This window comes from Candidatus Pantoea bituminis (genome assembly GCF_018842675.1).
Taxonomy (GTDB): domain Bacteria; phylum Pseudomonadota; class Gammaproteobacteria; order Enterobacterales; family Enterobacteriaceae; genus Pantoea; species Pantoea phytostimulans.
The window spans coordinates 3891872-3911680 of record NZ_JAGTWO010000004.1 but is presented as its reverse complement, the minus strand read 5'-3'; the positions used below and the strand labels follow the sequence as shown (position 1 = coordinate 3911680).

The 19809-nt window shown below is 49.2% G+C and carries 16 protein-coding genes, 1 rRNA gene and 2 pseudogenes; 6 read left to right on the top strand and 13 right to left on the bottom strand.

What is annotated here, in order from left to right; genetic code table 11:
• Window positions 1–8: 8 nt before the first annotated feature.
• The 5 genes from fabY to typA all read right to left on the bottom strand — a co-directional run bounded on the left by fabY (window position 9) and on the right by typA (window position 4977).
• A complete protein-coding gene (gene fabY, locus KQP84_RS22060) occupies window positions 9–956 on the bottom strand; it encodes a fatty acid biosynthesis protein FabY (RefSeq protein ID WP_215848128.1) in 948 nt (315 codons plus the stop codon).
• A 59-nt stretch (window positions 957–1015) separates the two neighbouring features.
• On the bottom strand, window positions 1016–1453 hold the full coding sequence (dtd, locus tag KQP84_RS22055; protein ID WP_215848127.1) for a D-aminoacyl-tRNA deacylase: 438 nt from the start codon (window positions 1451–1453) through the stop codon (window positions 1016–1018).
• Window positions 1450–2319: a virulence factor BrkB family protein gene (locus KQP84_RS22050; protein WP_215848126.1), complete on the bottom strand. Its 870-nt coding sequence runs from the start codon at window positions 2317–2319 to the stop codon at window positions 1450–1452. Before KQP84_RS22050 ends, dtd begins: the two co-directional genes overlap by 4 nt.
• A gap of 3 nt (window positions 2320–2322) precedes the next feature.
• Complete coding sequence (gene yihX, locus KQP84_RS22045) at window positions 2323–2919, bottom strand: glucose-1-phosphatase (protein WP_215848125.1); 597 nt, start codon at window positions 2917–2919, stop codon at window positions 2323–2325.
• A gap of 234 nt (window positions 2920–3153) precedes the next feature.
• A complete protein-coding gene (typA, locus tag KQP84_RS22040) occupies window positions 3154–4977 on the bottom strand; it encodes a ribosome-dependent GTPase TypA (RefSeq protein ID WP_215848124.1) in 1824 nt (607 codons plus the stop codon).
• A 446-nt stretch (window positions 4978–5423) separates the two neighbouring features.
• Here typA and glnA point away from each other — a divergent pair, with 446 nt between their 5' ends.
• The 3 genes from glnA (at window position 5424) to glnG (ending at window position 9438) form a co-directional block, all read left to right on the top strand.
• Complete coding sequence (gene glnA, locus KQP84_RS22035; RefSeq protein WP_215848123.1) at window positions 5424–6833, top strand: glutamate--ammonia ligase; 1410 nt, start codon at window positions 5424–5426, stop codon at window positions 6831–6833.
• Window positions 6834–6971: 138 nt separating this feature from the next.
• Window positions 6972–8021 carry a nitrogen regulation protein NR(II) gene (gene glnL / locus KQP84_RS22030; protein ID WP_215848122.1) on the top strand — a complete coding sequence of 350 codons (1050 nt, stop codon included), beginning with the start codon at window positions 6972–6974 and terminating at the stop codon, window positions 8019–8021.
• A gap of 7 nt (window positions 8022–8028) precedes the next feature.
• A complete protein-coding gene (gene glnG, locus KQP84_RS22025; protein ID WP_215848121.1) occupies window positions 8029–9438 on the top strand; it encodes a nitrogen regulation protein NR(I) in 1410 nt (469 codons plus the stop codon).
• Window positions 9439–9486: 48 nt separating this feature from the next.
• Here glnG and hemN read toward each other — a convergent pair.
• Together hemN and yihI are read right to left on the bottom strand one after the other, a co-directional pair.
• A pseudogene (gene hemN, locus KQP84_RS22020) lies at window positions 9487–10859 on the bottom strand (oxygen-independent coproporphyrinogen III oxidase).
• 236 nt (window positions 10860–11095) lie between these two features.
• Window positions 11096–11617: a Der GTPase-activating protein YihI gene (gene yihI / locus KQP84_RS22015; RefSeq protein WP_215848120.1), complete on the bottom strand. Its 522-nt coding sequence runs from the start codon at window positions 11615–11617 to the stop codon at window positions 11096–11098.
• 550 nt (window positions 11618–12167) lie between these two features.
• Here yihI and yihA point away from each other — a divergent pair.
• Window positions 12168–12815 (top strand): ribosome biogenesis GTP-binding protein YihA/YsxC, encoded by a 648-nt coding sequence (yihA, locus tag KQP84_RS22010; RefSeq protein WP_215848119.1) that lies wholly within the window; start codon window positions 12168–12170, stop codon window positions 12813–12815.
• Between the two features lie 89 nt (window positions 12816–12904).
• Here yihA and spfP read toward each other — a convergent pair whose 3' ends face one another.
• From spfP to KQP84_RS21990, 5 genes and pseudogenes are all read right to left on the bottom strand, one after another.
• Window positions 12905–12952: a small protein SpfP gene (gene spfP / locus KQP84_RS26435; RefSeq protein WP_071892919.1), complete on the bottom strand. Its 48-nt coding sequence runs from the start codon at window positions 12950–12952 to the stop codon at window positions 12905–12907.
• A 284-nt stretch (window positions 12953–13236) separates the two neighbouring features.
• A pseudogene (polA, locus tag KQP84_RS22005) lies at window positions 13237–16024 on the bottom strand (DNA polymerase I).
• 376 nt (window positions 16025–16400) lie between these two features.
• Window positions 16401–17030 (bottom strand): thiol:disulfide interchange protein DsbA, encoded by a 630-nt coding sequence (gene dsbA / locus KQP84_RS22000; RefSeq protein WP_215848118.1) that lies wholly within the window; start codon window positions 17028–17030, stop codon window positions 16401–16403.
• Window positions 17031–17056: 26 nt separating this feature from the next.
• Window positions 17057–18043: a serine/threonine protein kinase gene (locus tag KQP84_RS21995; RefSeq protein WP_215848117.1), complete on the bottom strand. Its 987-nt coding sequence runs from the start codon at window positions 18041–18043 to the stop codon at window positions 17057–17059.
• 43 nt (window positions 18044–18086) lie between these two features.
• Complete coding sequence (locus KQP84_RS21990) at window positions 18087–18362, bottom strand: YihD family protein (protein WP_215848116.1); 276 nt, start codon at window positions 18360–18362, stop codon at window positions 18087–18089.
• Between the two features lie 52 nt (window positions 18363–18414).
• Here KQP84_RS21990 and mobA point away from each other — a divergent pair, with 52 nt between their 5' ends.
• Window positions 18415–18981, top strand: a complete 567-nt coding sequence (gene mobA, locus KQP84_RS21985) for a molybdenum cofactor guanylyltransferase MobA (RefSeq protein WP_215848115.1) — start codon at window positions 18415–18417, stop codon at window positions 18979–18981.
• Window position 18982: 1 nt separating this feature from the next.
• The gene (gene mobB, locus KQP84_RS21980) at window positions 18983–19489 is read left to right on the top strand and encodes a molybdopterin-guanine dinucleotide biosynthesis protein MobB (protein WP_215848114.1); all 507 of its coding nucleotides are present in this window, start codon (window positions 18983–18985) and stop codon (window positions 19487–19489) included.
• A 116-nt stretch (window positions 19490–19605) separates the two neighbouring features.
• Here mobB and rrf read toward each other — a convergent pair.
• Window positions 19606–19721: ribosomal RNA gene (gene rrf / locus KQP84_RS21975) — 5S ribosomal RNA — on the bottom strand.
• Between the last annotated feature and the right edge of the window lie 88 nt (window positions 19722–19809).

The window sequence follows — 19809 nt, the reverse complement described above, 5'->3', positions numbered from 1 at the left end:
CCTTTGAATTAGTTGATTCGGGCGCCTGAACCGCCCTCTTCCAGCGGCCCGTCAGGATCGGCGGGCAGCACAATGTAGACGCCTTCAAATACCGCGCCACACTCATCATCACCAAATAATTCTACCTCCAGCTGCACGCGCGCTTTACGTCCACGAGCCAGACGATCGAGATCGCCACTTAATGAGCCGAGATCGGCGATAGCGCCGGGGCGTCCACTAATAGGCCGACTGTAGCGTATATGTGCATCCGCGAGGATAATCGTGCCGCCCAAATGGCGCTCACGGAGCAGCAGCCAGATTAAACCCCAGCCGGTCAGCGTTGCCAGCGAGAATAAACTGCCCGCAAATAAAGTATGGTGTGGGTTCTGATTACCGGTTTCCGGCATGGTCGTGATGAACTTCTGTCCGGTGTATTGCAGAATACGAACGCCCATCTTCTCGCTAAGCGGGATATTCTCGTACCACGCCTGCTGGAGCTGGCCGCACCAATCGGCGCGATGCAGAATATCATCCAGCGTGACCACCGGTTTGATCATCAAAAAGTGACGTACCGGCGTGGTTTGCGGCGCAGTAATTTCGCCTTGATTGACATACCCCAGCTTGGCAAAAAACGCCACGGCATCTTCACGGGCGCTACAGGTAACACGCTTTACACCTTCCTGGCGGGCAACCGATTCCAGCGTCATCGCTACCAGCGTACCTAAGCCTTTGCCTTGTACCGAGGGATGAACGGCCAGAAAGCGAATAGCGGCTTCGTTATCAGCATTGATATACAGCCTGCCGATGGCAACGGGATTGCCCTGCTCGTCTACTACCATTTGATGATGCGCTAACGCATCCCATGCATCTCGTTCCGAACCCTGCGGCTGACGCAGCGGTTTTCGCAACATTTCCCAGCGGAACTGATAATAAATATCCAGCTCCTCCGCCGTCTGTGGCACGCGAAGATGATACATAAAGTGATTCTCTCGTTCGGAGCTTGCGTGGCTGTTCCCTTGCCGCTCGGCTAACGACCTCACACCTGCAACCAAAACGTTACAGGACCATCATTCACCAGCGCGACTTGCATATCAGCAGCAAAGCGGCCATTTGCTGTAATGACTTCCTGCTTGCGACAGCAGTCGCTGAAATAGTGATAAAGGCGTTCCGCTTCTACAGGCTCCGCACTACCTGAAAACGACGGTCGCATGCCTTTTTGTGTATCAGCCGCTAGCGTGAACTGCGAGACTACCAGCACGCTGCCGCCCGCTTGTTTAACGCTCAGGTTCATTTTGCCCTGCTCGTCGCTGAAAATGCGATAGCCCAATACACGTTCTGCGAGACGCTCCGCATGCTTCTCTTCATCCCCTTTTTCCACGCCCAGAAGAATCAATAGACCTGCGCCAATTTCCCCTATCACGCTGTGATCGACGCTGACGCTGGCGTGTTGCACGCGTTGAATCAATGCAATCATGGTTCCTCTCGTTTTAATTCTCTTTCTTGTTGTTTTAACTGGCGATAGTCATCCAACGTGGCGGTGATTTCAGCACCTAATAAGACAATGCACCACGTCCAGTAAACCCACAAAAACAGGATAGGGATGACGGCTAGCACGCCATAAATTAACTGGTATGAAGGGAACATCGTAACATACAGCGCAAAGCCCTTTTTACCCAACTCAAAAAGCGCACCGGCAATTAAGGCACCAATTAGCGCATCGCGTGGCGGCACACGTTTGGTTGGAACAATGCTGTATAACAACCAAAAAGCGAGCCACGACAGCAGCAGGGGAAAGATACGCAGCATCTGATCAATCAAACTGGTCACGCCTGTGGCATTTATCCATCGTAGCGACAACAAATACGAGCTGATCGCCAGGCTGGCCCCGGCCAACAGCGGCCCCAGCGTTAAAATCATCCAATATACGGCGAATGAGTAAACCAGCGGGCGCTTTTTATCACTGCGCCAGATGTCATTGAGCGCGGCATCAACCGTATGCATCAGTAGCAGTGCGGTAACAATTAACCCCACCGCACCTACCGCCGTCATGCGATTCACGTTAGCCACAAATTGTTCAAGATAACGTTGCAGCGTGTTGCCTGCGGCAGGCATAAAGTTGTTGAAGATGAAGCTTTTCAGCTGCACGCTGACGTCAGAGAACACCGGAAAGGCAGCAAATAAGGCAAAGACCACGGCAATCAGCGGTACCAGAGCCAACAACGAGACGTAAGCCAGATTACCTGCCTGTGTTGTCATGTTGTCATCGTTAATGCGTTTCCACAGCAGTTTGAGCCACAACCAGAAGGCATGTAGCTTAGGACGGTATCTTCGCAACATCATGGTTTAGTGCTGGCTCGCAAACCAGTTGGGCACAGTTTTATTGTCAGTGACTAATACGCTTTCAATGCCTAACGCACGTGCCGCTTCAATATTTTGCTCGTTGTCATCAAAGAACACCGCGTGATCGGCGCTAACACCTTCAGCATTCAATACATGCTGATAGATGCGTGCTTCTGGCTTGCGCATGCCCAGATCCTGCGACTGGTAAAGTTTGTCTGCTGCTTGTTGAACTTCAGGATATTGCGTTGGCCAGAAGGCATAATGCAGCTTATTGGTATTAGACAAAATCACCACGCGATGGCCTTCGGCTCGCAGTTTATGCATCAACGCCAAGGTATCAGAACGTACGCCGACAAAGACTGCCTGCCAGCCTGCCGTAAACTGCTCATAGCTCAAGGCAATGTCTAGTTTTTCACACAGTGCAGCCGCAAATGTTTCATCGCTGATTTCGCCGCGTTCGTGTTGTTCAAACTCCTCATCCATATGGAAATGGCTTTGCAAAGATGCCAGCGGTACTCGACTCAGATCGCTCCAGACGCCTAATACGCGGTTGAAGTCGATATCGATGATCACATTACCTAAATCAAATATGTACAGCATGGTGCCTCCTTCTATTCCCTGGATTATTCACTCTAGCGGCAAAAGCCGAGGCTGAACAGGCAACAGCGAAGAGAAAGCTACGAAGTGGAAGCTGCCGCAAGAAAGCGACAGGCTGGTGCTACGCGGGCGGGGTCATTTAGCCGGAGAAGTTAAAATCACACCAAAATCAGAATATGGCAGGCAAAAAAAGCCCCGCATTGCGGGGCTCATTATTAAACGACTGTAACAGACAGATTAAACGTCTTTGCTACCGCGTGAAGCACGCTTACGGTCGTTCTCAGTCAGGTGACGTTTACGGATACGTACTGACTGCGGCGTCACTTCTACCAGTTCGTCATCATCGATGAACTCGATCGCCTGCTCAAGAGTCATCTTGATTGGCGGAACCAGAGTTGTCGCTTCGTCAGTACCAGAAGCACGCATGTTGGTCAGCTTCTTACCGGTCAGACAGTTAACAGTCAGGTCGTTAGAACGGCTGTGAATACCGATGATCTGGCCTTCATATACTTCTGCACCGTGACCCAGGAACAATTTGCCGCGATCCTGCAGGCTGAACAATGCAAACGCAACTGCTTTGCCTTGGCCGTTAGAGATCAGCACGCCGTTCTGGCGCTGGCCCACTTCGCCCTGACGAATATCGTCATAATGGCTGAAGGTGGAGTACAGCAGGCCGGTACCGGAAGTCATGGTCATGAATTCGTTACGGAAGCCAATCAAGCCACGGCTTGGGATCACGTAGTCGAGACGTACGCGGCCTTTACCATCCGGATCCATGTTTTTCAGATCGCCTTTACGCTCACCCATGGCTTGCATTACTGAGCCTTGGTTATTCTCTTCGATATCCAACGTAACGTTTTCGAATGGCTCTTGTTTGCGGCCATCGATTTCACGGAAGATAACTTTCGGACGGGATACCGCCAGTTCGAAACCTTCACGACGCATGTTTTCAATCAATACAGAAAGGTGAAGTTCACCACGACCTGATACGCGGAACGCATCAGCATCTTCGGTTTCTTCAACACGCAGCGCAACGTTGTGAACCAGTTCTTTGTTCAGACGCTCAAGGATCTGACGTGAAGTCACGTACTTACCTTCTTTACCGCAGAACGGTGAGGTGTTGACGTTAAAGAACATGGTTACGGTTGGCTCATCAACGCTCAGGGCTGGCAATGCTTCAACATTTTGCGTGTCGCAAATAGTGTCAGAGATGTTCAGCTCGCCCAGACCGGTGATCGCGATGATGTCGCCCGCTTCTGCCATATCAGTATCGATACGTTCCAGACCCAAGTGGCCCAGCACTTTACCGACTTTACCGTTACGGGTTTTGCCTTCGCTATCAATGATAGTCACTTGCTGGTTCGGCTTAACTTTACCGCGCTTGATGCGGCCGATGCCGATAACGCCCAGATAGTTGTTGTAGTCCAACTGCGAAATCTGCATCTGCAGTGGCGCGTCAGCTTCAACCTGTGGCGGAGAAACGTGGTCAACAATTGCCTGATACAGCGGGGTCATGTCGTCCGCCATGTCAGTGTGTTCCAGACCCGCGATACCATTCAGCGCAGAAGCGTAAATGATAGGGAAGTCGAGCTGTTCGTCGGTCGCATCAAGGTTAACGAACAGGTCAAATACCTGATCAACAACCCAATCTGGACGTGCGCCAGGACGGTCAATTTTGTTGATAACCACAATCGGCTTCAGACCATGCGCGAACGCTTTTTTGGTCACGAAGCGGGTTTGCGGCATAGGGCCATCCATCGCATCTACAACCAGCAGCACCGAATCCACCATGGACATGACGCGCTCAACTTCACCACCGAAGTCGGCGTGTCCTGGGGTATCAACGATGTTGATACGGTAGTCATTCCACTTAATGGCGGTGTTTTTTGCGAGGATGGTAATCCCACGCTCTTTCTCCAGGTCATTGGAGTCCATCACGCGCTCAGTAGCTTCGGTACGGGCATCGAAGGTACCGGATTGTTGCAGCAGTTTGTCAACCAGGGTGGTCTTTCCATGGTCAACGTGCGCGATGATGGCGATGTTACGCAAATTTTCGATCACAGCTTTGCCTCAGGCATTTATAGAAATAGAAATAGCGCGCTATTGTACACGGATTAAGCGGAAGACTGAACATGATCACACTTTTCACTGAAAGTTTATTGCATTGGGGGAAATTCGCACTGTTCTCGGTGCAGAAAATGCACTAAGTTGGCGTGACGCACCAAATTGGTGCTGATATTTGCGTGAAAAGCACAATATTGGTGCAAGGCATCCATACTGGTGCAGCGCAAGAGAGATAAGAGAGCGCATTATAGCGCTATTTAGCACGATGACAGAAAGTTGGCACAGAATTCGCTTTATATTAATCAAGCGAAAACGACAGTTAGACAACGGTTGAAGAGCTTGCCGAGATTCAGTTGGTTAGGAATGGTTGTAATAAGAGACGCATTCCAGGCAACGAAGTTCTCTCACCATGTAGACAATGACCATTTCCAGGAGAGTTGAGTATGTCCGCTGAACACGTTCTCTCGATGATGAACGAGAATGAAGTTAAGTTTGTTGACCTGCGTTTTACCGATACTAAAGGTAAAGAACAGCACGTTACTATCCCTGCTCACCAGGTTAACGCTGACTTCTTCGAAGAAGGCAAAATGTTCGATGGCTCCTCCATCGGTGGCTGGAAAGGCATTAACGAATCAGACATGGTGCTGATGCCTGACGCAACCACGGCGGTAATGGATCCGTTCTTCGAAGATTCTACGCTGATCATCCGTTGCGACATTCTCGAGCCAGGCACCATGCAGGGCTACGATCGTGATCCACGTTCAATCGCAAAGCGCGCTGAAGATTTCCTGCGCTCTTCTGGCATCGCGGACACCGTGCTGTTCGGGCCAGAACCAGAATTCTTCCTGTTTGATGACATCCGTTTCGGTTCTTCTACTTCCGGCTCACACGTTGCTATCGACGATATCGAAGCAGCCTGGAACACCGGTAAAGAGTACGAAGGCGGCAACAAAGGTCACCGTCCAGGTCTGAAAGGCGGCTACTTCCCTGTTCCACCTGTTGACTCAGCTCAGGACATCCGTTCTGCCATGTGTCTGACCATGGAACAAATGGGTCTGGTAGTAGAAGCGCATCACCACGAAGTGGCTACTGCTGGTCAGAACGAAGTGGCAACCCGCTTCAACACCATGACCAAAAAAGCTGACGAAATTCAGATCTACAAATATGTTGTGCACAACGTTGCACATGCATACGGTAAAACTGCGACCTTCATGCCGAAGCCAATGTTTGGCGACAACGGTTCTGGTATGCACTGCCATATGTCACTGTCTAAAGGTGGCGAGAACCTGTTCTCTGGCGACAAGTACGGCGGCCTGTCTGAAATGGCGCTGTTCTACATCGGCGGTATTATCAAGCATGCTAAAGCAATCAACGCCTTAGCTAACCCGACTACCAACTCTTACAAGCGTTTGGTCCCGGGTTACGAAGCACCGGTTATGCTGGCTTACTCCGCGCGTAACCGTTCTGCATCAATCCGTATCCCAGTTGTTGCTAGCCCGAAAGCACGTCGTATTGAAGCGCGCTTCCCGGATCCAGCGGCAAACCCATACCTGGCGTTTACTGCTCTGCTGATGGCTGGCCTTGACGGCATCATCAACAAGATCCATCCTGGCGACGCGATGGACAAAAACCTGTATGACCTGCCGCCGGAAGAAGAAGCTGAGATTCCAAAAGTGGCTGGCTCACTGGAAGAAGCGCTGAACGCACTGAACGAAGACCGCGAGTTCCTGACCCGTGGCGGCGTGTTCACTGACGAAACCATCGATGCCTACATCACCCTGCGTAAAGCTGAAGACGACCGCGTTCGCATGACTCCGCACCCGGTAGAGTTCGAGCTTTACTACAGCGTTTAATCAGTTTTAGGTTTTATGTTGCCGTGGAAATTTTTAGCCCATCTTCGGATGGGCTTTTTCTCCGCGAATCCATCGTTCATTCGCCTGAAATTCGGCTTAAATACTACAATGCACTCACTTAGTGCAAAGGAACGCTGTATGGCAACTGGCTCTCTGCCCGATGCAGGGCAGATTCTCAATTCATTAATCAACAGTATTTTGTTGGTGGATAACGATTTGGTTATTCATTACGCCAACCCGGCGGCGCAGCAATTACTGGCGCAAAGCTCACGTAAATTGTTCGGCACGCCGTTACCTGAATTAACCGGCTACTTTTCGCTGAATGTTGAGGTGATGCGTGAAAGTCTTGAGGCTGGCCAGGGATTTACCGACAGTGAAGTGACGCTGGTTGTGGATGGCCGCGCGCACATTATGTCACTGACGGCGCAACGCTTGCCTGATGGTTTTATCCTGATGGAAATGGCGCCGATGGATAACCAACGTCGTCTTAGTCAGGAACAGTTACAGCACGCCCAACAGGTTGCAGCGCGCGATTTGGTTCGTGGTCTGGCACATGAAATTAAAAATCCGCTGGGAGGGTTACGCGGTGCTGCGCAATTGTTATCACGTGCGCTGCCCGATCCGTCGCTGAACGAATACACCAAAGTTATTATTGAGCAGGCGGACCGGTTGCGAAACCTGGTGGATCGCCTGTTAGGGCCGCAGCAGCCTGGCATGCACATCACTCAAAGTATTCATCAAGTCGCTGAGCGCGTGGTGAATTTGGTGTCGATGGAGCTGCCTGACAACGTCTCGCTGGTGCGCGATTATGACCCCAGCTTGCCGGAATTGCCGCATGACCCGGATCAAATTGAGCAGGTTCTGCTGAACGTAGTACGCAACGCCCTTCAGGCGTTGGGTGAAGAAGGCGGCACAATCATTATTCGTACCCGCACGGCGTTTCAGTTAACGCTGCATGGCACGCGATATCGCCTGGTGGCGCGCATCGATATAGAGGATGACGGCCCGGGTATTCCAGCTCAACTGCAAGATACGCTGTTCTATCCGATGGTCAGCGGGCGTGAAGGCGGCACCGGTTTAGGCCTTTCAATCGCACGCAGCTTGATCGATCAGCATTCAGGAAAAATAGAATTTAACAGTTGGCCTGGTCACACCGAATTCTCGGTTTACTTGCCTATTCGCCAGTGAGGTTTCTATGCAACGAGGGATAGTCTGGATCGTCGATGACGATAGCTCCATCCGCTGGGTGCTTGAACGCGCGCTCACTGGAGCCGGTTTAAACTGCGCCACTTTTGACAGCGCAAGCGAGGTGCTAGATGCACTTTCGACCAAAACCCCAGATGTTTTATTGTCAGATATTCGCATGCCGGGTATGGATGGACTGGCGCTGCTAAAACAGATTAAACAGCGTCATCCGATGCTGCCCGTGATTATCATGACGGCGCATTCTGATTTAGATGCTGCGGTCAGTGCTTACCAGCAAGGTGCGTTTGATTACCTGCCGAAACCTTTCGATATTGATGAAGCGGTCGCGCTGGTTGAGCGTGCTATCAGTCATTATCAGGAACAGCAGCAGCCGCGTAATCAGCCAGTTAGCGGGCCAACAACCGATATTATCGGTGAAGCGCCTGCCATGCAGGATGTATTCCGTATCATTGGCCGCCTGTCGCGCTCGTCAATCAGCGTACTGATCAATGGTGAATCGGGTACCGGTAAAGAGTTAGTGGCGCACGCGCTGCATCGTCATAGCCCACGGGCAAAATCGCCATTTATTGCCCTGAATATGGCTGCCATTCCCAAGGATTTGATTGAATCCGAGCTGTTTGGTCATGAAAAAGGCGCCTTTACTGGAGCGAATCAGATTCGGCAGGGCCGTTTCGAGCAGGCCGACGGCGGCACACTATTTTTAGATGAAATCGGTGATATGCCTTTAGATGTGCAAACCCGCTTGCTACGCGTTTTAGCTGATGGCCAGTTTTATCGTGTTGGCGGCTATGCGCCTGTAAAGGTTGATGTTCGCATCATTGCTGCTACGCATCAGAACCTTGAGCTACGAGTACAGGAAGGCAAGTTCCGTGAGGATTTATTCCACCGTCTGAATGTCATCCGGGTACATTTGCCACCGTTGCGCGAGCGTCGCGAAGATATTCCTCGTCTGGCGCGTTATTTCCTGCAGGTTGCTGCGCGAGAACTGGGTGTCGAAGCGAAAATTTTGCATCCTGAAACCGAGACAGCATTAACGCGCCTTCACTGGTCCGGTAACGTACGCCAGTTGGAAAATACCTGTCGCTGGCTAACGGTGATGGCGGCTGGCCAGGAAGTACTGATTCAGGATCTGCCTTCAGAGCTGTTTGAATCGAACACACCAGAAAATCCAGTGCAATCACTGCCTGATAGCTGGGCAACGTTGCTGGCACAGTGGGCCGATCGTGCTTTACGTTCCGGTCATCAAAACTTGTTGTCAGAAGCACAGCCGGAGATGGAGCGCACGCTGCTGACTACTGCGCTGCGACATACGCAGGGCCATAAGCAGGAAGCGGCACGTTTGTTGGGCTGGGGACGTAATACCTTGACTCGCAAGCTAAAAGAGCTCGGCATGGAATAAGTGTTGAGATGAACGGCTGGAGCATTGCTTGTGCTTCAGCCGTTTACTTTAGATAACGCGCGAAAATTGCTGCTGACGCGCCTTTTGGCGCAGATAAACATCAAAGCACATACAGATATTCCGAATGAGTAAACGCCCCACTCCCGTAACCTGTAGCCCTGTCGCGCTATGCTCCACCAGCCCATCCGCAATCAATGGTTTCAATAGCGTTAAATCCTCAGCGAAATAGTCGTTAAAGTGTATATTCCATTGCGCTTCTACCGCTTTAAAATCCAAAGAAAAATTGCATATCAGCATTTTTATCACGTCGCGACGCAAACAGTCGTCCAGGCTCAACGTTAGACCTCGCCATAAGCCATTACCCGTGCTGCCCACGCTTTCATACCACACATTGAGCGCTTTTTGATTCTGCGCATAGCTGTCACCGATCATGCTAATTGCCGACACACCCAGCCCAAGCAAGTCGCTATCGCCCTGCGTGGTATAACCCTGGAAATTACGATGAAGCAGGCCTGAACGCTGAGCCACCGCCAGCTCATCCTGCGGCTTTGCGAAATGATCCATACCGATGAACTGATAACCCTGCTGCGTTAGCGTAGCGACGGTCTCATGAAGGATAACAAGCTTCTGCGAGGCCGAAGGCAGCTCCTCCTCTTTGATTTTGCGTTGAGCAGCAAACAGCGTGGGCATATGCGCATAGTTAAAGACGCTGAGGCGATCGGGATTGAGCTCAGTAACGCGCTTTAAAGTAAAGGCGAAGCTTTCTGGCGTTTGCAGTGGCAAACCATAAATTAAATCGATGCTGGTTGAGCTAAAGCCTTGCTGCCGGGCTCTTTCCATCAAACCAAAAATGACATTTTCATCTTGCACGCGATTAACGCGTTCCTGAACAGTTTTATTAAAATCCTGTACGCCCATACTCAGGCGATTAAAGCCCAGCGTGCGCAGGTGATCGATCATATCTAATTCGATTTCACGTGGGTCAATCTCGATCGACATTTCCACGTCTGCCGCCACGTCAAAATGCTGCTTCAGCAAAGTGACCAAACGGGTAATTTGCGCTTTATTCAGGAAAGTCGGCGTGCCGCCGCCCCAGTGAAGCTGAGTCACTCGACGCTGGCGAAAAAAGGCGAACGTTGGCGAATTTCTTGCTCTAACACATCCAAATAGCGATCGGCTTTATGCAACTGGCGCGTCACGATTTTATTGCAGCCGCAGAAATAACAGAGGCGATGACAAAACGGAATGTGGATATAGAGAGATAAAGAGCGATCGGGGTAACGCGCTACCGCTCGTTGGAAATCATCTTCTGCATAGTTTTCGCTGAACTCTAGCGCGGTGGGATACGAGGTATAGCGTGGACCGGCGTAATTGTACTTTTCAATTAACGCCTGATCCCACTCAATCTGCTGCGATGACATACTTATTCCTTCCGGTGACGTCGTCTAAGAGAAGGTCGCGATGCAGAAGAGGAGAAAGGTGAGCGGGATGATGAAACCCGACTTATACGATGCTTCAGACGCGACAGGCGTCGTAGTTTAATCAATAACCAAAGTAGATAACATGTAAGTAACAGCGCGAAAATTGATCCAGGCCAAAACATTCGTGTTTACCTGTTAAGCCCGGCATGTGCAAACACACATGCCGGTCAAAAAGCTTAGTTGCCTTTCAGCAGACGATACATATCTTCTTCAGCTTGCTCGTCTTCGTCGTCATCCATGGCGATGCCTAATTGCTCCATCAGCTCATCGATACGATCAAGCGCTGCGTCTAACCAACCTTGATCTTCAGCGGAAAGCGTTTCACCGCCTTCAAGGCGATCAAGCAGATTATCCAAACGGGGATCGTTTTCCAGCTTCGCCAATTCTTCTTCAGGCGTTAGACGCACTTTCTCAACGGCAGGTTTGGTTGGCGCCTTTTTCACTTTAGCCGGTGCGGTTTGACCTTCAGCACCTAACGCGATCGGCTTCTTACTCCCGATACGCGGATCTTTAGCTGTAGTGCCTGAGCCGCCGTTTTTGCTGCCCTTGGTTTCGGGATTCGCACGGCTGCCTGACGCATGACCGCGATGCTTTTTATCGCGCTTGCGGTCACGTGCTTCAATGTTTATTTCTTCACGCGATTTGCGTTTGGCCTTGGCGGCAGGTTTGCCGTTCGCAGCTCGTGCAGGTTGCTTCATAGTGTTTTATCTCAGCGTTTTTATTCAGTATAGAATTGCGGCGAAATCTAGCAGAAAGCAGACAAAGAAAAAGGCGACAGCTTAAGCTGTCGCCTTATTTCACACCTTCATAAGAAGGAATCATGTTTTAAATCCTTTTTGGCTCGCAACATCCCGGTTATTCCCGCGCCAGCTCATCTCCTGAGCATCTCCTTTTCCTTGTCCGGTCCCAATCCCTGACCATTTCCACTCCATCGCTCTTCATCTTCATGACATTCCTGAGCGCATCATCCTGATGGGTGCTGCCATGCACTGCACAATAATGTAGACCAATTAGTAAAACCCTCAAGCCAGACTTGTCTTGAGATTCAATGAAAAACCCATGATTTTTATTTAACTTAATGAATTATAATGATTTATTTTTTAAAAAATTAAATAAAAGAGGATATAACTGCCACTTTTAATGGCAAATCTCTTACAAAAAAGCCTAAAAGGATGCCATTGAGCACTTTCGCGCCATAACGCGTATAATCAGCGCCATTGCCCGAATACGTATTTTTGGAGTGTCATCTTGCCTGAACTAAATTATCACGTTACCCGCTTTATTCTTAGCGCCCCTGACATCCGTCATTTGCCATCTGACACTGGTATTGAAGTGGCCTTTGCTGGACGTTCTAATGCCGGTAAATCTAGCGCACTCAACACGTTAACCAATCAAAAAAGTTTGGCGCGCACCAGTAAAACGCCAGGCCGTACGCAATTAATTAACCTGTTTGAGGTGAGCGAAGGCAAACGTCTGGTCGATTTACCGGGTTATGGCTATGCCGAAGTACCAGAGCAGATGAAGCTGAAATGGCAACGTGCATTGGGCGAATATCTGCAAAAACGTCAGGCGCTGAAAGGGTTGGTGATTTTGATGGATATTCGTCACCCGCTAAAAGATCTCGATCAACAGATGATCCAATGGGCAGTTGAAAGCAATATTGAAGTACTGCTATTACTGACCAAAGCCGACAAATTGGCATCAGGCGCGCGTAAAGCACAGCTTAATGCAGTTCGTGAAGCTTCAGCAGCATTCATGGGCGATGTGCAAGTTGAGATGTTTTCGTCATTGAAGAAGATCAATGTCGATAAAGTACGCCACAAGTTAGACAGCTGGTTTAATGAATTAGAACCGGCGCGAGAAGAAGAAGATGCAGAGAGTGATTCTGAAGAATAAGTAGAAGATGATTAGCGGCCAAGGCGCCGCTTCCAGATAAAGCCCAATAAAAAACGCCCCAGTCATATAATGACTGGGGCGGCTAGAATTCAGCCAAATCCGATTACGTGAAGTAAAAGGTCTGAAAGATAGAACATCTTACCTCTGTACCCTACGCCTCGAACTTTACCTGATTTTTTCTGCGCCACAAAGGATTTTTTGTAGCTGGTTTTCATAACTTGACAGTTTTTTTACCTGGCGCGTCACAAAAATGATTCTTAGATGTAGTTTAATTACCGAAAAAATGCTTAGTCGTTAAAGAGTTAGTGAACGCATATTTTTTCAGACTCAAAGAGGCATGGCTGAACCGATTAAGTAAACAATTTACTTATAGTTCTGAGCGGGCCTGTAAAAGAGCGCCTTTACAGGCCCAAAGTCAAATTTAATGGGCCTGATCCCAGTTATCACCAACGCCGACTTCCACCAGCAACGGCACATCTAATTTCATACTGCCTTCCATTAATGTACGGATCTGCTGGCTTGCTGACTCAATTGCATCTGCGTTGACTTCAAACACCAATTCATCGTGTACCTGCATGATCATCTTCACCGCGTTGTCATCCTGCTGCTCAAGCCAACCATCTACGGCAATCATCGCCCGCTTAATGATGTCTGCAGCTGTACCTTGCATCGGTGCGTTAATCGCTGCACGTTCGGCAGCTTTACGCCGTATTGCGTTACTGGATGTGATGTCCGGCAGCCACAGTCGACGCCCATCAAGCGTTTCGACATAGCCTTTTTCGGCGGCTAACTGTCGCGTATTTTCCATATAACGCAGCACGCCTGGATAACGTTCAAAGTATAAATCCATATACCTTTTCGCTTCTCCTGCACCAATGTTCAATTGCCGCGACAGCCCGAACGCACTCATGCCATAAATCAGACCGAAGTTAATCGCCTTTGCGCTGCGACGCTGCTCACCGCTTACCTTGCTCAGCGCAACACCAAACACCTCTGATGCCGTGGCGCGGTGAATATCCTCTCCTTGGGCAAAGGCATCTAACAGGCCTTTATCCTGGGAGAGATGCGCCATAATGCGCAGTTCTATCTGTGAGTAGTCAGCCGCAACGATACGGTTTCCCTTAGCGGCAATAAAAGCCTGACGAATACGACGTCCTTCGTCATTACGCACAGGAATGTTTTGCAGATTAGGATCGGTAGATGACAGGCGTCCGGTTGCGGTAACGGCTTGATGATAAGAGGTATGAACGCGGCCGCTCAGAGGATTTATCATCATTGGCAGTTTATCAGTATAAGTCGACTTCAATTTAGATAAACCACGATGCTCCAAAATGACTTTTGGCAGCGGATAATCTAATGCGAGTTCGGCTAACACCTCTTCACTGGTCGATGGCGCACCGCCAGGCGTTTTCTTAGTAGGCTTAATACCCTGCTTTTCAAACAGAATAACCTGAAGCTGCTTGGTGGAAGAAAGGTTAAACGGCTCACCGGCCAACTCGTGCGCTTTTAATTCAAGCTCCGCCAAACGCGTGGTAAGTTCTTTAGAATGCTGTGCCAGAATATTTTGATCGATCAACACGCCATTTCGCTCAATGCGTGAAATTACCGTCAATAAAGGCATTTCAATCTGCTCGAAGACTTTTTCGGACCTGCTTCTTTTTCTAGCTCTGGCCACATTTTTAAATGCAACTGCAGCGTAACGTCAGCATCTTCAGCAGCATAATGCGCCGCCTGCTCTAACGCTATCTGGTTAAATGTGAGCTGATTTTTACCTTTTCCGGCAATCTCTGTGAACGTCACCGTTTTATGTTTGAGCCAGCGTGCAGAAAGGCTATCCATGTCATGCTTGCCGACCACACTGTTGAGAATATATGACTCCAGCATGGTATCGAACTTGATGCCTGCAAGCTCAATATCGTAATTCTTCAGCACTCCACGGTCATATTTTAAATTTTGACCGACTTTAAAGGCTGTGCTGTCTTCCAGCAGCGGTTTGAGCTGTGCCAGCACCGTTTTACGATCAAGCTGCTCAGGCGCATCAAGGTAATCATGTGCGACAGGAAGATAAGCGGCTTCACCGGGCGCAACAGCAAAACTGATACCGACGATATTGGCACTTAATGTATCCAGCGAATCGGTTTCTAAATCAAACGCAAAAACATCGCTTTTTCTCAGTTTTTCAATCCAGCTATCAAATGTCTGCTGATCAAGGATGGTGACGTAGCCATCTGCAGAAAGCACGCTGACGGTCTCGGTCGGCTGCTCAGCCGGTTCATCAGGTAAGATCTTCTGGGCAGACTGATTGTTTTTTTACCTTGTAGCCACTTTCCATCTTGTAAGTCGGCTAACCAACGCTTGAATTCATAACGGCTAAACAGCGTTTGCAGTGCAGCGACATCTGGTTCGCTCACGGTTAGCTGCTCGCACGTCAACTCCAGTTCAACATTGGTTTTGATCGTTGCCAGCTGATAAGACAGGAATGCGACGTCACGATTCTGTTCCAGCTTCGTCGCCATGGTTTTGGCGCCGCGGAATGACAAATCAGCAACTTTATCCAAATTGTCATAAATGGACTGCATACCGCCCAAGCCTTGCAGCAATGCTTGTGCCGTTTTTTCACCCACGCCCGGTACACCCGGAATGTTATCCGAGCTGTCGCCCATCATGGCGAGGAAATCAATAATCAGTGAAGGTGGTACGCCATATTTTTGTTCCACCTCATCTGGGCCAAGGATCGTGTTAGTCATGGTGTTGATTAGCGTAATAGCGGGTGTGACAAGCTGCGCCATATCTTTGTCACCCGTACTGATCAAAACAGAGCGACCTTTTTGCTCTGCTTCTAACGCTAACGTACCGATTACGTCATCTGCCTCAACGCCACTTACCGCGAGTAAAGGCAAACCCATAGCCTTTACCATTTCATGTAACGGCTCTATTTGCGCGCGCAGATCATCAGGCATCGGTGGGCGATGAGATTTATAGTGTTCGAACAGTTCATCTCGAAAAGTCTTGCCTTTGGCATCAAAGACCACAGCAACATGACTTGGATTGTATTGAGTTAACAGGCTTTTAAGCATGTTAAGCACACCATACATGGCACCAGTCGGCTCGCCAGCGCTGTTGGTCAGCGGCGGAAACGCGTGATACGCGCGATAAAGATAGGATGAGCCATCAACCAGAATCAGTGGATTTTCTGCTATTTGCGCCATAAGTCTGTCTATTCTTCGTTGCCATGGATTGGTCTATAAGGATGCCACAGCTTGGCGAGAATGTTGAATTATGGCGATAAATCACCGTCATTTTTGATGCAAATGAGGCGAGGATCGCAACGATCATGCTGTGGATAACTTTGTGCGTAAAAATCATAACGTTTAATTATTTACATAACAAAAGAATTATCTTTCTGAGTAATATCTTTTAATACATTGAGTTATAGAAAGTCAGTGACCCGATCGAGGTTTTTAATTACGTGATCCCTTGTGTGGATATTAAAATTATGCCCTGGAGATTGGGTAGTGCATTTATAAATTTAATACAAATAAAAAACGCCAGCTAAACTGGCGTTTTTTTGGCAGATTGCAGGTATTACTTTTTCTCAACCAAGAATTTTACGACGTTGGCATAATCTGCTACGAAGTTATCCATTGAGCTAGTATCCAAACCGCCATTATTTACCATGTATTTGCCATTAACGAAAATCGCCGGCACGCCTTGTAAATTAACATCGGCTGCCGCTTTCTGCTGCTGAGCAACCAATGCCTTAACGGCAAAACTGTTCCATGCAGCATCATATTCGTTAGAAGAGATACCCGCCGCTTTAACGAAAGTCTCTTTCAAACTAGCGGCATCATTGATGGTTTGGCTTTTTTGAATGCCATCAAAAATAGGTGCGGTGACTTTATTTTCAACGCCCAATGCCATTGCAACCGCCCAGGCCTGCGTCACAATTGGACCAAAATCGCCGCCCAGGAAATCAACATGGTATTTAACCACTTTTACGTTTTCGGGCAGGTTCTTTTTCACGGCATCACTGACGTGGTAAGTGCGTTCGAATTGGTAGCAATGTGGGCAGAAAAAAGAGAAAAACTCCATCACCTGAGGTTCACCTGCGACCGGCTTCTGCAGACTGACATACTGTTTACCATCATCAAATTGTGCAGCAGACGCGCTAAACGCCAGCACTAAACCAATCAGTGCAAACCAAATCTTTTTCATCGTGAAAAACTCTCCTGACTTCTTCATTAAAATTGCGGGGTAAGCTGTAGAGGAGGTTCCTGTAACAACTTTTCCTGCTCGGTAAATAGTGAAATCTGTCTGCGCCAGAAATCTTCATCTGTCATCCATGGAAAGGCGCGTGGAAAAGCCGGATCCTGCCAACGGCGCACTACCCAGGCCAAATAATAAACCATGCGCATCGCGCGTAAAGGCTCAATCAGTGACAATTCATTAATATCGAAGTCGCTGAATTCACTGTATGCCTCTAGCAAAATATCCCATTGAATTCGCTGCTCCTGACGATCGCCGTTGATCAGCATCCAGAGATCCTGAACAGCAGGACCGTTTCTGGCATCATCCAAATCGACAAACAGTGGGCCATCGCGCCATAAAATATTACCCGGATGGCAATCGCCGTGTAATCGTAGCGGCTGCCATGCATTATGCCAGCGCTGCTGCAAAGCGATGCCAAGCTTGTCGACTGCCTGTAATAAGCTGGCTTTGAGCTTAGCAGGCACTAAGTTGCTCTGTTCTAATACTTGGCGAGGCTCATGGATATACTCATCCAGGCCCATCGTTGGCCGATGCTCAAACAGCGCCTTACGCCCCGTTTGGTGAATGCGCCCTAAAAAACGGCCAACCCATTCCATCTGATCTTCATTATCAGTTTCATATTGGCGCCCGCCCAAACTGGGGAAAACGGCAAAAAAGAAACCAGAATGCATCTGCAACGTTTTTTCATTCAGAATCAGTGGAGCCGCAACAGGAACTTCATCAGCCAACAAATCCAGAGCGAATTGATGCTCTTCATTAATTTGCTCTGCATTCCAGCGCTGTGGACGGTAAAACTTTGCCACATAACGGCGTTTGTCATCATCGCTAAACTGATAAACGCGATTCTCATAACTATTTAGCGCTGTCAGCCCTGACTCGACACGAATCCCTGTATCCCATAGCGCATCAAGGATCACATCGGGATTCAGCGTCTGGAATGTGAAAGCGGCTTCGCTCATTTTTTACCTATGTAGTCTCATGCTGTTAGCCAGCAAGGATACATTACTCGCCATCTTTAATGACACCTCGGGCACGCAGTAATGCCGTTTTAAAATCGACTTCATAATCTTTTTTCAGCCCAGGAATCTCATCGCTTTGAGCGGAGTCACGCATTTTCAGATGGTAAATCAATACGTCGTCTGTTAATTCACTTAATGGGCCACTGTATCCAGACTGTTGTGCGAGTTTCTGTAAAAATGGTATCAGATTGAGATCGGGTTCCTTTTGCCAGGCAGGTTGTAGTAATTCAATTAACTCATTCAGTCGATGGCATTTCATCTTAGGATCCTCACAACGTGATTAACAGAAAGCTAAAAGCGAGGGCATGATTATGTCAGCATTAACCGGCGTCATCTTGGCCGGTGGTCAAGGCCGCCGCATGGGCGGTCAGGACAAAGGACTATTGCTGCTCAATGGCATACCGCTTTATCAGCATGTTCTTCAGCGGCTTGAGCCGCAAGTCGACATTGTCATGATTAGCGCCAACCGTAACATTGATCGTTATCAGTTGAGTGGCTGCCAAGTCATACAAGATGCTATTACCGATTATCCAGGCCCATTGGGCGGCATTTTAAGTGCGCTCAACGTGATTCCTGGTGACTGGGCGGTATTCTGCTCTTGCGATACGCCAGCAATTCCTCTCGATTATGTGCATCAACTCTTACAGCAAAAAGGTGATGCACCCGCTGTATGGGTGTGCTCACGAGAACGCGATCATCCTACATTGGCGCTAATACATCGATGTGTCGCAGATGCGCTCGAGATTTATTTACAACAAGGCCAGCGTCGCTTAATGCAGTTTTTGACAGAACAAGGTGGCCATGCAATACAGCTTAACGATGATGAGTCAGCTTTCCGTAACATAAACACGCCCGAGGATCTGTTAAAAGTACTCTGATATGACAGCGAAAATACTTGCTATAGCCGCCTGGAGCGGTACAGGAAAAACGACACTGCTACAGAAAGTTATTCCTTTGCTTAAAAAGCGTGGCATCCGTGTTGGCTTAATCAAGCATACCCATCACGATGTGGATATTGATACGCCAGGCAAAGATAGCTACGTGCTAAGAAAGGCCGGGGCCGATCAAGTCATCGTCGCCAGCTCACAACGTTGGGCGTTAATGTGTGAAAACGCCGATACAGAAGAGTTCGATTTGAATTATTTAGTAAGCCGTATGGATACTTCTAAGCTGGATTTAGTTTTGGTGGAGGGATTTAAAAACGAAGCTGTGCCTAAAATTGTTTTATGGCGGGAGGGTACTGAGGAAAGCGCTGAGGCCTTAACCGGCGGGCACGTTATTGCCGTGGCCGGCGATGCCTGCCCGGCGCTTCACGTCCCCGTTCTGAACATCAGCCGGCCTGACCGGGTGGCTGACTTTATCGCCGGCTGGCTTGCCGGCCGCTGAGCCGGCGGTATTTAGCGCCTGATGCGCCGGTATTTACCGCTTGCCGCTGCCGTCTGCCCGGATGCAGGACGTAAAAAAGCCCTTTGCGGATGCAAAGGGCTTTTTACTTATTTGATGCCTGGCAGTTCCCTACTCTCGCATGGGGAGACCCCACACTACCATCGGCGCTACGGCGTTTCACTTCTGAGTTCGGCATGGGGTCAGGTGGGACCACCGCGCTACAGCCGCCAGGCAAATTCTGTTGTCCCGCGCCGCTTCTGCCGCGCAGGGTTATCCGCTGAACAAGCTGAAATTTCTGTCTCTCAACCAAAACGCCTCTG